The sequence below is a fragment of the Geodermatophilus tzadiensis genome (assembly GCF_003002915.1).
Taxonomy (GTDB): domain Bacteria; phylum Actinomycetota; class Actinomycetes; order Mycobacteriales; family Geodermatophilaceae; genus Geodermatophilus; species Geodermatophilus tzadiensis.
In genome coordinates, this window is sequence record NZ_PVTG01000017.1 from 11519 (window position 1) to 24861 (window position 13343).

The 13343-nt window shown below is 78.3% G+C and carries 17 protein-coding genes; 12 read left to right on the plus strand and 5 right to left on the minus strand.

The window, feature by feature from the left end:
- Positions 1 to 24: 24 nt before the first annotated feature.
- From LY71_RS18845 to LY71_RS18855, 3 genes are read right to left on the minus strand one after another with little or no spacing between them, the layout of a single operon-like run.
- Positions 25 to 801 carry an adenosylcobinamide-GDP ribazoletransferase gene (locus tag LY71_RS18845; RefSeq protein WP_106280570.1) on the minus strand — a complete coding sequence of 259 codons (777 nt, stop codon included), beginning with the start codon at positions 799 to 801 and terminating at the stop codon, positions 25 to 27.
- Positions 798 to 1319 (minus strand): bifunctional adenosylcobinamide kinase/adenosylcobinamide-phosphate guanylyltransferase, encoded by a 522-nt coding sequence (cobU, locus tag LY71_RS18850; RefSeq protein ID WP_106280572.1) that lies wholly within the window; start codon positions 1317 to 1319, stop codon positions 798 to 800. Before cobU ends, LY71_RS18845 begins: the two co-directional genes overlap by 4 nt.
- Complete coding sequence (locus LY71_RS18855) at positions 1316 to 1879, minus strand: histidine phosphatase family protein (RefSeq protein WP_106280574.1); 564 nt, start codon at positions 1877 to 1879, stop codon at positions 1316 to 1318. Before LY71_RS18855 ends, cobU begins: the two co-directional genes overlap by 4 nt.
- A 64-nt stretch (positions 1880 to 1943) precedes the next feature.
- On the opposite strand from LY71_RS18855, the gene LY71_RS18860 reads away from it, so the two are divergent.
- Both LY71_RS18860 and LY71_RS18865 read left to right on the plus strand, forming a co-directional pair.
- Entirely contained in the window at positions 1944 to 2732 is a 789-nt protein-coding gene (locus tag LY71_RS18860; protein WP_106280577.1) for a Fic family protein, read from the plus strand.
- 42 nt (positions 2733 to 2774) lie between these two features.
- Complete coding sequence (locus tag LY71_RS18865; RefSeq protein ID WP_106280580.1) at positions 2775 to 3743, plus strand: aldo/keto reductase; 969 nt, start codon at positions 2775 to 2777, stop codon at positions 3741 to 3743.
- Positions 3744 to 3757: 14 nt separating this feature from the next.
- Here LY71_RS18865 and LY71_RS18870 read toward each other — a convergent pair whose 3' ends face one another.
- On the minus strand, positions 3758 to 4606 hold the full coding sequence (locus LY71_RS18870; protein WP_106280582.1) for an HAD family hydrolase: 849 nt from the start codon (positions 4604 to 4606) through the stop codon (positions 3758 to 3760).
- Positions 4607 to 4733: 127 nt separating this feature from the next.
- Here LY71_RS18870 and ssd point away from each other — a divergent pair, with 127 nt between their 5' ends.
- The 8 genes from ssd to LY71_RS18910 all read left to right on the plus strand — a co-directional run bounded on the left by ssd (position 4734) and on the right by LY71_RS18910 (position 10319).
- Entirely contained in the window at positions 4734 to 5849 is a 1116-nt protein-coding gene (gene ssd / locus LY71_RS18875) for a septum site-determining protein Ssd (protein WP_106280584.1), read from the plus strand.
- The gene (locus LY71_RS18880) at positions 5846 to 6988 is read left to right on the plus strand and encodes a TadA family conjugal transfer-associated ATPase (RefSeq protein WP_106280586.1); all 1143 of its coding nucleotides are present in this window, start codon (positions 5846 to 5848) and stop codon (positions 6986 to 6988) included. Before ssd ends, LY71_RS18880 begins: the two co-directional genes overlap by 4 nt.
- Entirely contained in the window at positions 6985 to 7776 is a 792-nt protein-coding gene (locus tag LY71_RS18885; RefSeq protein ID WP_106280588.1) for a type II secretion system F family protein, read from the plus strand. Before LY71_RS18880 ends, LY71_RS18885 begins: the two co-directional genes overlap by 4 nt.
- Positions 7773 to 8507: a type II secretion system F family protein gene (locus LY71_RS18890; protein ID WP_245888085.1), complete on the plus strand. Its 735-nt coding sequence runs from the start codon at positions 7773 to 7775 to the stop codon at positions 8505 to 8507. The genes LY71_RS18885 and LY71_RS18890 overlap by 4 nt, the downstream gene beginning before the upstream one ends.
- A gap of 56 nt (positions 8508 to 8563) precedes the next feature.
- Entirely contained in the window at positions 8564 to 9196 is a 633-nt protein-coding gene (locus LY71_RS18895) for a hypothetical protein (RefSeq protein ID WP_106280591.1), read from the plus strand.
- A 117-nt stretch (positions 9197 to 9313) separates the two neighbouring features.
- Positions 9314 to 9580 (plus strand): DUF4244 domain-containing protein, encoded by a 267-nt coding sequence (locus LY71_RS24250; RefSeq protein WP_245888087.1) that lies wholly within the window; start codon positions 9314 to 9316, stop codon positions 9578 to 9580.
- 53 nt (positions 9581 to 9633) lie between these two features.
- A complete protein-coding gene (locus tag LY71_RS18905; RefSeq protein WP_106280762.1) occupies positions 9634 to 9966 on the plus strand; it encodes a TadE family type IV pilus minor pilin in 333 nt (110 codons plus the stop codon).
- Positions 9963 to 10319, plus strand: a complete 357-nt coding sequence (locus tag LY71_RS18910; RefSeq protein WP_106280593.1) for an Rv3654c family TadE-like protein — start codon at positions 9963 to 9965, stop codon at positions 10317 to 10319. Before LY71_RS18905 ends, LY71_RS18910 begins: the two co-directional genes overlap by 4 nt.
- Positions 10320 to 10345: 26 nt before the next feature.
- On the opposite strand, the gene LY71_RS18915 is transcribed toward LY71_RS18910, so the two are convergent.
- Positions 10346 to 11926: a purine-cytosine permease family protein gene (locus tag LY71_RS18915; RefSeq protein ID WP_106280595.1), complete on the minus strand. Its 1581-nt coding sequence runs from the start codon at positions 11924 to 11926 to the stop codon at positions 10346 to 10348.
- 135 nt (positions 11927 to 12061) lie between these two features.
- Here LY71_RS18915 and LY71_RS18920 point away from each other — a divergent pair, with 135 nt between their 5' ends.
- Together LY71_RS18920 and LY71_RS18925 are read left to right on the plus strand one after the other, a co-directional pair.
- On the plus strand, positions 12062 to 12643 hold the full coding sequence (locus LY71_RS18920; RefSeq protein ID WP_106280597.1) for a helix-turn-helix domain-containing protein: 582 nt from the start codon (positions 12062 to 12064) through the stop codon (positions 12641 to 12643).
- A 22-nt stretch (positions 12644 to 12665) separates the two neighbouring features.
- Entirely contained in the window at positions 12666 to 13340 is a 675-nt protein-coding gene (locus tag LY71_RS18925; protein ID WP_106280599.1) for a cyclase family protein, read from the plus strand.
- Positions 13341 to 13343 lie beyond the last annotated feature (3 nt).

Here is a 13343-nt window from a genome sequence, read left to right on the forward strand (position 1 = left end):
CCCGCTGCTCCGGCGGCGGGGTCGCTAGGGCAGCGAGGCGGCGGCGACCAACAGCACGACGGTCGCCGCCGCCTCGCCCATCGCCCCCATCACGTCGCCGGTGACCCCGCCGAGGCGGGCCGTCGCGCGGACCCGGACCCGCTCGGCCACGAGCAGCCCCGTCGCTCCGGCGGCGACGAGGACCGCCGCTGCGAGCACGCCTCCGGCCGTCCACCCTGCGGCCCCGGCGAGCGCCGCGGTGACCACCAGCCACCCGGCCAGCCACGGCCGCGACACCGTGCCCGCCACCGCCTGACCGAGGGACGACCCCTCGGCCGTGCGGACCCCGGGCAGGCCCGTGCGCGCCATCGCCAGGCGGGCCACCACCACCGCGGTCCACAGCGCGAGCCAGCCGCCGTCTCGGCCGAGCAGGGCCGCCGCGGCCGCCGCCTGCAGCAGCAGGACCAGCACCAGCGCCACCACGCCGAACGGGCCCACGTCGCCCCGGTGCATGACCTGCAGCGCCCGCTCCCGGTCGCGCAGCGGACCCAGCCCGTCGGCGGTGTCGGCCAGGCCGTCGAGGTGCAGGCCCCGGGTGAGCGCGGCGAGCACGGCCAGCGCGGCCACCGCCCCGGTCGGCGGGGACACCAGCCGCGTGCCCAGCACCCCCACGCCGGCGGCCACCCCGCCGAGCGCCAGCCCGACCAGCGGCGCCCACGGCAGGACCCCGCGGGTCGACGTCGCCGCCGCGGCCGGCACCCGCACCACGGTCAGCAGCGCCACCGACTCCAGCGGGCCGGCCCACCGCGGCCGGGCGCTCACCGCAGCCGCTGGGGCAGGCCCGCGACGACGAACCACACCTCGTCAGCGGTGCCGGCCAGCCGCTGGTTGACCTCGCCCAGCGCGTCGCGGAACAGCCGTCCGGCCCGGGACTCCGGGACGACGCCCAGGCCGACCTCGTCGCTCACCGCCACCACGTGCGCCGGCGTCATCGCCCAGGCGTTGACCAGCGCGTCCACCCGGGCGGCGAGCCGGTCGAGGGCGCCGGGCGCCTCGCTCCACACGCCGGTCTCGTCCATCAGCGCCGCCACCCACGTGGTGACGCTGTCGATCAGCACCGTGCCCCCGCGCAGCAGCTCGCTGGGCGCCGTCGTCTCCAGCGTCGTCCAGCCCGCCGGGCGCCGGGCCCGGTGCGCGGCCACCCGCCCGGCCCACTCGGGGTCGTCGGTGGCCGGCGCGGAGGTGGCCAGGTAGACGACGTCCGCCCGGTCGGCGACCAGCGACTCGGCGTGCGCCGACTTCCCCGACCGCGAGCCGCCCAGCACCAGCACCCGGCTCACGGCGCGGGCTCCGCCGCGAGCTCCAGGCGGGTCACCGTGCCGTTGTGCGGGGTGAGGGCCGGCAGGTCGGCGGGGCCGAGACCGGCGGCGACCGCCTGCGCCGCCCGGATGGTGTCGCCGTGGGTGACCAGCGCGACCACGTCGGCCGGAGGGTCGGCGGACAGCCGCGCGAGGAGGTCCGCGACCCGCGCGTGCAGCTGCGCCAGGCTCTCGCCGCCCTCGGCCGACCAGTGCGGGTCGGTCCAGTCGACGACGTCCCACAGCTCCCGGGACGGCCGGCCCTCCAGCACGCCGTAGCCCTGCTCGCGCAGCGCGGGCGTCGTGGTGAAGGGCAGGCCCACGGCGCGGGCGCAGTGCTCGGCGGTCTGCACCGCCCTCAGCAGGTCGCTCGACAGCACCGCCCCGGGCCGGAGGGCGGCCAGCTCGGCGGCCGCGGAGGCGGCCTGCCGGTGCCCCAGCTCGGTGAGCGGCACGTGCGCGGTCTGGCCCTGCATCAGCCCGGCGACGTTCCACTCGCTCTGGCCGTGCCGGACGAGGAGGAGGGTGAGCGGGCGAGCCATGGTGGTCGCCGAGCGTAGGCCAGGCGGCGGCGGAGTCCTGCCGGGGTGCTCGTACCGTCGGGACGTGACCATCCCCGTCCGCCCCGGCGCCGCCCGTCCCGCCGGCCGGCCCGCGGGTCCCGACCCGCTGGCCCCGCTGCTGGACCTCCCCGGCGTCCGCGAGGCCGCCGACGCCGCGCGCGCGGGCATCGACCGGCTGCTGGCGCACCGGCTGATGCGCAACCGGTCGGCCGAGGTGAGCACCGAGTCGGCGCTGCGGGGTGCCCGCGCCTCGGCCTCCCTCGACGGCGTCGACGTCCCGCTGGCCGACCTGCGCGCGGGCTCGGTCGACGACCCGGTGGTGCAGGGCTCGCTGCGGGTGTCGGTGGCCCTCGGGTCGATGGTCGACACCTGGGCGAGGGCGCCCGGGCAGGTGCTGGCCCGGCTGCACGTGCTGGCCGCCGCCGACCTCGTCGACCGCCGCGACCTGGGCCGGCCCGCGCCGCACGCCGGGGCGCGGCTGGGCGGCCTGTTCCCGGTGGTCACCGGCACCTCGACGGTGCCCGCCGTGCTGGTCGCCGGTCTCGTGCACGGCGAGCTGGCCGCCCTCGCGCCCTTCGGCGCCGCCGACGGCGTCGTCGCGCGGGCCGCCGGCCGGCTCACCGCCATCGGCCGGGGACTGGACCCCAAGGCCGTGTCGGTGCCCGAGGTGGGCTTCGCCGAGCTGGGCGCCGAGGAGTACCGGGCCCGGCTGGCCGGCTACGCGTCCGGCGGTCCCGAGGGCGTGGCCGCGTGGCTGGTGCACTGCTGCCACGCCACCGAGCTCGGCGCCCGGGAGGGCCTGGCCATCGCCGAGGCGATCCTGCGCGGCTGATCTCCGCCTGCGTCCCCCGCGCCGCCGGGGGACAGTGGCCGCATGCGCACCCTCGACGTCGACGGGCTCGGACCGGTCAGCCGGATCGGTCTGGGCACCTGGCAGTTCGGCTCCCGCGAGTGGGGCTACGGCGAGGCGTACGCCACCGGCGCGGCGAAGGACGTCGTGCGGCGGGCCCGCGACCTCGGCGTCACCCTGTTCGACACCGCGGAGGTCTACGGCTTCGGCCGCAGCGAGCGGATCCTCGGCGAGGCGCTGGGGGAGGAGCGCGCCGACGTCGTCGTCGCCTCGAAGCTGTTCCCCGTGGCGCCCTTCCCGCCGGTCGTCCGGCGCCGGCTCGAGGGCAGCGCGCGGCGGCTGGGCTTGGAGCGGGTCCCGCTCTACCAGGTGCACCAGCCCAACCCCGTCGTCCCCGACACGGTGACGATGCCCGGGCTGCGCACGCTCCTCGACGAGGACCGCATCGGTGCCGTCGGTGTCTCCAACTACTCGCTCGACCGGTGGCGTGCGGCCGACGCCGCCCTCGGCCGCCCGGTCGTCAGCAACCAGGTGCAGTTCTCGCTGGCCCGGCCGGGCGCGCTGGCCGACCTCGTGCCCTTCGCCGAGCGCGAGGGTCGGGTGGTCATCGCCTACAGCCCGCTCGCGCAGGGGCTGCTCGGCGGCCGGTACGACGCCGGCCACCGGCCCGGCGGCGTCCGGGCGGCCAACCCGCTGTTCGGCACCGAGAACCTGCGCCGCGTGCAGCCGCTGCTCGACGTCCTCCGCGAGGTCGCCGACGCGCACGGCGTCCGGCCCGGGACGATCGCGCTGGCCTGGCTGGTGTCGCTGCCGCGGGTGGTGGTCATCCCCGGGGCGTCGAGCGTGGAGCAGGTGGAGGCCAACGCGGCCGCCGGGGAGGTCGACCTGCGCCCCGACGAACAGGCGGCGCTCACCGCGGCGGCGCGGGCGTTCGCGCCGGTGTCGGCGGCCCGCACGCTGGTCGACGGCCTCCGGGAGCGGCTCCCGCGCTGACCGAGGGTCCTCCCTCAGGCCCCGCGGCGACGCCGGCGCCCGGCGGCCGGCACCGGCACGGACGGCGCCGAGGAGACGACGCGCAGCGCCCGCCGCCGCGCGTACCAGGCCAGCCCCGCCACCGCGGCGCCCACGCCCATGGCAGCGCCCCGCACCACCGGTGCCGGCGGCACCGGGAAGCGCGAGCGCATGGTCACCGGCCGGGTGAACTCCAGGACCGGCCAGCCACGCTCGGCCGCGGCCCTGCGCAGCGCCCGGTCGGGGTTGACCGCCGTCGGGTGCCCGACTGCGGCGAGCATCGGCAGGTCGGTCACCGAGTCGCTGTAGGCGAAGCAGTCGGCCAGGTCGTAGCCGCTCTCGGCAGCCACCTGCCGCATCGCCGCGGCCTTGTTCTCCCCGTAGGCGTAGAACTCGATCTCGCCGGTGTACCGGCCGTCGGCGGTGACCATCCGGGTGGCCACCACGCGGTCGGCGCCGAGCATCTCGCCGATCGGCTCCACCATCTCCGCACCGCTGCTGGAGACGATGACGATCTCCCGCCCGGCCGCCCGGTGCTCCTCGATGAGGTCGGCGGCCTCGGCATAGACCAGCGGGTCGACGATCTCGTGCAGCGTCTCCCGGACGATGTCGTGCACCGTGGCGACGTCCCAGCCGGTGGCCATCCGGGTGATCTGCGCCCGCATCCGCTCCATCTGCTGCGCGTCGGCGCCGGCGAGGGAGAAGGTGAACTGCGCGTAGGCGCCCTTGAGCACGGCGCGGCGGTTGATCAGCCCGCCGGCGAAGAACGGGCGGCCGAAGGCCAGGGTGCTGGACTTGGCGATGACCGTCTTGTCCAGGTCGAAGAACGCCGCAGCGCGGGTCACGGTTCACGACTGTAAGCGGGCTCCCGGGGTGTGACGGGGATCGCGGCGCCGTCCACACCCCTCCGGGTCATCCACAGGTCGCGCCGACCCGCACGCCGAGGGCCCGCGCTGCGCTGGGCTCGGGCGCGTGCCCCCTCGCCGCTCCCCGACCGCCTCCCCGACCGCGCCGGCCCGCCCCCTGGTGGTCAGCACCGACGAGGAGCTGCTCGACGACGTCCTCCGCGTGCTCGCCGCGGCCGGCACCGAGCCGCAGGTGGCCACCGACGGGCCCGCGCTGCGCCGCGCCCACCGGGACGCCGCCCTCGTGCTGCTCGGCGCCGACGCGCTCGCCGGGGCGGCGGTGCGGTCGCTGCCCCGGCGCCCCGGCGTGGTCGTCGTCGCGGCCGAGCCGCTGCCCCCGGCGGCGTGGGCGGCCGCGGTCGAGCTGGGCGCCGAGCGGGTCGCGGTGCTGCCCGCCGACGAGGCGTGGCTGGTGGCGAGGGCCGCCGGCGCGGTCCGCTCGCCGGTCGAGCGGGGGCGGCTCGTCGTCGTCGGCGGCAGCTGCGGGGGCGCGGGGGCCAGCACGCTGGCCGCCGCGTTCGCCGCCACCGCCGCCGAGGAGGCCGGGGGAGCGCTGCTGGTCGACGCCGACGTGTGGGGCGGAGGCCTCGACCTGCTCCTGGGTGCCGAGGACGCCGAGGGGCTGCGCTGGCCCGGGCTGACCGGCATCCGCGGGCGGGTGGCCGGCGACGCCCTGCTCGCCGCGCTGCCCGAGGTCGGCGGGGTGCACGTGCTGGCCGCCTCGCGCGAGGACCCGGAGCCGCTGCCGCCCGAGGCGCTGACCGCGGTCGTCGACGCCGCACGGTCGTGCGGCCGACCGGTGGTGGTCGACCTGCCGCGCCCCGGGTCCGGCGGGACGGCCCTGGCCGAGGCGGCGCTGGCCGAGGCCGACCTGGCCGTGCTCGTGGTCCCCGCGCGGCTGCGGGCCGCCTCGGCCGCCCGGCTGCTCGTCTGCGGACCGCCCGGCGGGCCGGTGCCGTGGTCGGCCGCCCGCCTGGTCGTGCGCCCGGTGCCCGGCGGCCTCTCGGCGCGGGACGTGGCCGCGGTGACGGGGCGGCCGGTGGCCGGCGAGCTGGCCCACGACCGCGGTTGCCTCACCCGCGGCGAACGCGGGGAGCCGCCGTCGGTCGGCCCGCGCAGCCCGCTCGGCGGACTCACCCGCCGGCTGCTCGGGGAGCGCGACGGCCGGGAGCGGGCGGCGTGAGCGCGCTGCCCCTGGTGGAGAGGGTCCGCGCCCGGCTGGCGCTCGAGCCCGGGCCGCCCAGCCGGGCCGCCGTCGCCGCGCTGGTCCGCGAGGAGGCCGGCCTGCTCGGGGACGCCGACGTCCTCGACGCGGTGCGCGACGCGGTCCACGAACTGGCGGGCGCCGGGCCGCTCGAGCCGCTGCTCCGGGAGCCCGGCGTCACCGACGTGCTGGTCAACGGTCCCGACGAGGTGTGGGTCGACCGCGGCTCGGGCCTCGAGCGCGCGGCGCTGCGCTTCCCCGACGAGGACGCCGTCCGCCGGCTGGCCGTGCGCCTGGCGGCCGGTGCCGGGCGCCGCCTCGACGACGCCGCGCCTTGGGTGGACGCCGGGCTGCCCGACGGCACCCGACTGCACGCCGTCCTCCCGCCGGTCTCCGCTACGGGCACGTGCCTCTCCCTGCGGGTGCTGCGCCGCTGCTCCCTCGACCTCGCCGACCTCACCGACCGCGGCACGCTGCCTGGCGGGTCGGCCGAGCTGCTGCGGGCGGTGCTGCGCGCCCGGTTGGCCTTCCTCGTCACCGGCGGCACGGGCTCGGGCAAGACGACGCTGCTGTCCGCGCTGCTCGGCGAGGTGCCCGTGGGTGAGCGCATCGTGCTCTGCGAGGACGCCGCCGAGCTCACCCCGGCCCACCCCCACGTCGTCCGGCTGCTCACCCGCCCGCCCAACGTCGAGGGCGCCGGGCAGGTCTCGCTGCGCGACCTGGTGCGTCAGGCGCTGCGGATGCGCCCCGACCGGCTCGTGGTCGGCGAGGTCCGCGGCGCGGAGGTCACCGACCTGCTCGCCGCGCTCAACACCGGCCACGACGGTGGCTGCGGCACGCTGCACGCCAACCGGCCGGGTGAGGTGCCGGCCCGGCTCGAGGCGCTCGGCGTGGCCGCCGGGCTGGACCGGGGGGCGGTGCACAGCCAGGCCGCGGCAGCGCTCGCCGTCGTGGTCCACCTGCGCCGCGGCCCGACCGGCCGCCGGGTGGAGGAGGTCGGCGTGGTGCGCCGCGACGGTGACCTGGTGGCCGTGGAGCCCGGCTGGCGCGCCAACGGCGGCCCGTGCCCCGGCCAGCGCCGGCTGGCCGCCCTTCTCGACGGCGGGACGGTCCCGTGACCGCCGTGCTGCTGCTGGGCGCGGCCGCTGCGCTGCTGTGGCCCGGCGGCACCACGCTGCGGCGGCGGCGCCTCCGGCGGCTCACCCGCGGGCCACGGCCGCCGGCACGGGCCGCGGTGCCGCCGTCGGCCTGGCCCGCCCTGGCCGCGGTCGCGGCGGCGGCCGGGGGAGTCCTGCTGAGCACTCCGCTGGTCGCCGCGCTCGCGGGCGCGGCGGCCGCCGCCGCGGTCCGGGCGGTCCTGCGGCAGCGGGCGGGCCGCCGGGACGAGGAACGGCTCGACGCCCTCGCCGACGCGCTGGCCGCCCTCGCCGCCGAGCTGCGCAGCGGCCGGCCGCTGGAGGCGGCCACCACGTCGGCGGTCGCCGTCTGCGCCGACGACGCCAGCGGCGCGGCGCTCGCCCGGGCGCTGCGGGCACCCGACGCCGCCGCGGAGGGGCCCGGTGCCGAGCTGGACCGGGCGCTGACCCGGGTGGCCGCGGCGGTGCGGCTCAGCGCGCACACCGGCTGCTCGCTGGCGGCCGTCGTCGGCGCCGTGGAGGACGACCTGCGCGCCCGGCGGCGGCAGCGGCTGGAGCTGCGCTCGGCGACCGCCGGCCCGCGGGCGAGCGCCGCGCTGCTGGCCGGGCTGCCGCTGCTGGGGCTGGCCATGGGCAGCGGCATCGGCGCCGACCCCTGGGCGGTGCTGACCACCACCGCCGCGGGGCAGGTGCTGCTCGTCCTCGGCGTGGCCCTGGAGGCGGCCGGGCTCACCTGGTCGGCGCGGCTGGTCCGCCGCGCGCTGCGGTGAGCGGTCCCGCGGCGCTGGCCGCGCTGCTGCTCGCCGGCGCCCTCCTCGCCTGGCCCTCGTCGACCGCGCGGCTGGCGGCCCGCGTGCGATCGCTGAGCGGGCCACCGGTCCGGCCGCGCGCCGCCGGACCGCCCGGACCGCCGCCGGCCGGCGTGCGCCGCGTCCTCCTGCCGGCCGCAGCCGGGCTGGCGGCCGCGCTCCTGCTCGGCGGTGCCGCGGGCGCCGTGGCGGGTGCGGCCGTCGCCGTGCTCGCCGACCGGCTGCTGCAGCGGGGCCCGCGCGAGGACGACGGGGAGGCGGAGCTGGTCGGGGAGCTGCCGGTGGCCTGCGACCTGCTGGCCGTCTGCCTCGGGGCCGGGCTCCCGGTCGCCGGGGCCCTCGCCGCGGTGGCACCGGTCCTGCCCGGGCCGCTGGGGGACGCGCTGGCCGCCGTCGCGGGCCGGCTGCGGCTGGGCGCCGCGCCACGGGTCGCGTGGGGCGCCGCCCCCGGCCGGCTCGCCGGGCTGGGCCGGGTCCTGGTGCGGGCGGGGGAGTCCGGTGCCGCGGCGGTGCCCGCGCTGCGCGTGCTCGCCGCCGAGGCGCGCGCCGCGGCCCGCAGCCGCACCGAGGCCGGCGTGCGGCGGGCCGGGGTGTGGGTGCTCGCCCCGCTCGGCCTGTGCTTCCTGCCCGCCTTCGTCTGTCTCGGGGTCGCGCCGCTGGTCATCGGCATCGCCGGGCAGGTGTTCGGGTGAGCACCGTCCCGCTCCTCCGGGGTGCGCCGGGGAGGGCCACCGGGTAGCCGGAGGGCATGGACCTGCTCGCGATCCCCCGTGCCCTCACCTCCACCACGCTGGCCCTGGGCACGGCGGTGCGCGGGTCGCGCGTCTTCCACCCCCGCGGACGGGCCGCTGCGGCGACCGTGGTGGCCGACGGGGACGGCGCCTGGGGCGCCCGCGTCCTCGACGAGGCGGGCACGTACGACGTGGTCGTCCGGGTCTCGCGCGGCGCCGGGCTGCCCCGGCCGCTGCCCGACGTCATCGGGCTCGCCGTCCGCTTCCCCGGCCTGGGACGGGACGGCGGGCCGCTGGACGTGCTGGTGAACACCGCGGGCGGGCCGCCCGGCCTGCGGCACGTGTTCCTCCCGCACCCGCTGGGCCGGACGTTCTCCTCCGTGCTGCCCTACCGCACCGGGACGGGGCGCCTGGTCCTGCTCGGCGCGCGCAGCGACCGCACCGGCACGGGCTGGGAGCTGCTCGCGGCACCGCTCACCGGCGACTGGACGCGCTGGGCGCGGCTGACCCTCGAGGCGCAACTCCCCGCCACCGAGGCCGAGCAGCTGCGGTTCCGGCCGACCCTCGGCGCGGACGACCTCCAGCCGGTGGCGCTCTTCCGCGACGTCCGCGACCGGTCCTACCGGGAGAGCCAGGCGCTGCGCCGCTGAACCGTCCACAGGGACGGTCTCCGCCCACAGGTCCGCCGCGGCCCTGGAACGGGCCGGAGGGTGCCCGCAGGGTCGGGTCGTGCCCCGCACCGGCGGGGCGGACCCGAGGAGGACCCCGTGACCGTCGAGCACCCCAGCACCCCCGGACCGGACGGCGACGTCCTCGCCCCGGCCGCGCACGCGCCCGCTCCCCGGCGGGAGCTCGCCGCCCGCTGGCGACGCCTCCGCACGGAACCGGAGGCCGGGATGAGCACCGCCGAGTACGCCGTCGGCACCGTCGCGGCGTGCGCGTTCGCCGCGGTGCTGTACCAGGTGGTGACCGGCGGCTCGATCGTCACCGCGCTCGGCGACCTGGTCGAGTCCGCGCTGACCGTCCTGTCCTGACCGTGCGCCGGTCGCGCACCGGGGCCCGCGTCGCCGGGCGGCGGGAGGCCGGCATGGTCACCGCCGAGACCGCCGTCGTGCTGCCCGTGCTGCTGCTGGTGCTGGCTGCCGTCGTGGCCGCGGTGGTGGTCGTCGGCGTGCAGCTGCGCTGCGTCGACGCCGCCCGGGAGGGAGCCCGGGCCGCCGCCCGCGGGGAGGACCCGGCCGTCGTCCGGGCGGTGACCGCCCGGGTGGCGCCCGACGGGGCGGTGACCACGGTGGCGGTCGCCGGCGCCGAGGTCCGGGTGACGGTCAGCGCCGAGGTGGTCCCGGTGGGGCCGGTGCGCCTCGGCGTCGAGGTCGGCGCGACCGCGGTCGCCCGGCTCGAACCGGGAGTGGCCGCGTGACCGCCGACCGGGAGCGGGGCTCGGCCACCGTCTGGACCGTCGCCCTCGCCGGCGTCCTCGCCGCGATCGGGCTGGCCGCGGTGCTGGTCGGCGCCGCCGTCGTCGCCCGGCACCGGGCGGGATCGGCCGCCGATCTGGCCGCCCTCGCCGCCGCCTCCCGGGCGGTGGCCGGCGACCCCGCCGCGTGCGACACGGCCGGCGAGGTCGCCCGGGCCAACGGCGCCGCGCTCACCGCCTGCACCGTCGGGGACGGCGCCGTCGTCGAGGTCGACGTCGCGGTGACCGTCCCGCTGGGGCCGCTGGGCACCCGCACGGCCCGGGCCCTCGCCCGCGCCGGCCCGGTGACGCCGTGACCGGGCGCCACCGGGCCGCGGGACGGTCAGCGCTCGGCCGGCTCCGCCGTGGGCTGCAGCGGGGTGCGCCGGCCCGCGCGGTGGACGGAGGCGCGGGGGTCGTCGGTCACCGGAGGGGCCACGGACTCCCGCGCCGGGACCAGCCGCGGGCCGGCCGGGCCGAAGACGTACCGGGGCTCGGGGAAGGCGAACAGCAGCGCCAGGTAGACGACCGCGGCCAGCCCCAGCGACATGGGCAGGCTGACGTCCACGCCGCCGGCGGCGTTGCGGAACGGGCCCTCGATCAGCGGCGGGTAGTTGGCGAACAGCAGGCCCACGACGGCCGCGGGGATCCAGGCGGCCATCCCGCGCCAGTTGACGCCCTCGGTGAACCAGTAACGCCCACCCAGCCGGCCCTGGTTGAAGACCTGCACGTCGACCGGCGAGTAGTGGCCGCGGCGCACCCAGTAGCCGATCATCATGATCACCATCCACGGCGTCGTGCAGATGACGATCGCGCCGATGAAGGCGTTCACGCTGGCGAGCAGGTCGAACACCAGCCGGCCGACCAGGATGAAGACGAACGCCAGCGTCCCGATGACCAGCGACGCCTGGACGCGGTTGAGCCGGGGGAAGACCGAGGAGAAGTCCAGCCCCGTCCCGTACAGCGAGGTGACGCCGGTCGACATGCCGCCGAGGAAGGCCACCACCATGAGCAGGACGGCGTACCACAGCGGCGAGACCTGGATCAGCGCGAAGACGTAGTCGGCCTCCCCGGCCACGAGGGTCGCCGTCCCGACGCCGAAGAGGAACGGCACCAGGGTGGCCAGCTGGCCGATGAAGGTCGCCCCCATCAGCCGCGAGGGCCGCGTGTCGGCGGGGATGTAGCGCGACCAGTCGCCGAGGAAGGCGCCGAAGCTGACCGGGTTGCCCATGACGATCAGCGCGGAGAGCACGAAGGTCGGCCAGAAGCCGCCCAGCGCGTAGGCGTCGGGGCCGGGGTCGTAGCCGGGGTCGAACAGCGTGGCGTAGGCGACCAGGCCGAGCAGCATCAGCACCGTGTTGGCCAGCACCACGACCTTGTTGACCAGCAGCATCAGCTGGTAGCCGAAGACCACCACGACGATGACCAGCGCGCCGAGGACGGCGTAGATGACCCCGCGGAGCAGGTCGGAGTCGCCGGTCCCGAACAGCCGGGTCGAGGCGCCGACCAGCGCGTCCCCGCTGACCCAGACCGAGATCGAGTAGAAGGAGATCGCGGTCAGCAGCGACAGGAACGAGCCCAGGACCCGCCCGCGGACGCCGAAGTGCGCGCCCGACGACACGGCGTTGTTCGTGCCGGTGCGCGGGCCGAACAGGCCCATCGGCATGAGGATCAGCGCGCCGACCACCACGCCCACGACCGTCGCCGCCACCGCCTCCACCAGGTCGAGGCCCAGCAGCACCGGGAAGGTGCCGAGGATGACGGTGGCGAAGGTGTTGGCGCCGCCGAACTGGATGCGGAACAGGTCGAAGGGCCTCGACGTCCGCTCCGCGTCGGGGATCGTGTCGATCCCGTGCTGCTCGACCTCGGTCGCCCGCGGACGCCGCTGTCCGGCCGCCGGCCCGGCGATCTCCGCTCCACTCATGTGCACTCCCCGTCGAGGCGGTGGACGCACCACCGCGGTGCGCAGAATGTAGAGGCGAGTTGCCCTCTGGACAACGGTCGTTTACCAAGAGTTGACTCAGGTCGTCGAGGTGCGGCAGACGGCGAGGGGGACGGTGTGGCGGGGGAGGTGCGGCGGCTCACCCGGCCCGGTGACCCGGCCGACGCGCTGGTCGGCGCCCGCCTGCGGGCCGCGCGTCAGGCGGCGGGCCTGACCCTCGCCGCCGTCGCCGCGCAGGCCGGGCTCACCAAGGGCTTCCTCAGCCGGCTCGAGCGTGACGAGGTCTCGCCCTCGGTCGCCTCCCTCGTGGCGGTGTGCGGCGTGCTCGGCATCGGCGTCGGGCAGCTGTTCGAGCCGCCCGCGACCTCGCTGGTCCGCGCGGCCGAGGCCCCGCCGATCCACTTCGGGGGCGCCGGCGTCCGCGAGGTGCTGCTCACGGCGGGGATGCAGCGGGCGCTACACGTCATCCGGTCGGTCGTCGAACCCGGTGGGGGTGGCGGCGAGGAGCTCTACTCCCTGGCCTGCGACGTGGAGTTCGTCCACGTGCTCCGCGGCCGGCTGCGGCTGCTGCTGCCCGGCGAGGTGGTCGACCTGGACGAGGGGGACGCCTTCACCATGCCGGGGGCGACGCCGCACACCTGGCTCAACGTGTCGTCGGCCGCCTGCGAGGTGCTGTGGGTCCTCACCCCCGCCCCCTGACCGCCGTCCCCGAGGAGGCCCGGTGACCCGTCCCGTCCGCGACGTCGTGGACCTCTCCCACCCGCTCGACGACGACACCCCGGTCTACCCCGGGGACCCGGTCGCCCGGTTCAGCCCGGCCACCACCGTGGCGGCCGACGGCTACAACGTCCTGCACGTGCGGATGGGCTCGCAGACCGGCACGCACGTCGACGCGCCCTACCACTTCCTGGAGGACGGTCCGCGCATCGACGAGATCCCGCTGGAGCACTGCCTCGGGCCCGCCGTCGTCGCCGACGTCCGCGGCAAGCCGCCGCACGGCCGGATCGAGTGGGCCGACCTGGCGCCCTGGGTCGACCGGCTGGCGCCCGGGCGGATCCTGCTGCTGCGCACCGGGTGGGACGAGCACTGGGGCACCGACGCCTACTTCGACCACCCCTACCTGACCGGCGAGGCCGCCGCCCGGGTGGTCGACGCCGGCGTGCGCACCGTGGGGCTCGACGCGCTCAGCCTCGACGAGACCGTCCTCGGCGGGGAGCCCGCGGACGGTTTCGCCGCCCACCTCGCCGTGCTCGGCGCCGGGGGCGTCATCGTCGAGAACCTGCGTGACCTGGGCCGGGTCCCCGCGGTCGACCCGGTGGTCAGCGTGCTGCCCCTGCGGCTGGCCGGCGCCGACGGCGCCCCCGTCCGCGCCGTGGCCTTCCGCCTGTCGGCCTGAGGG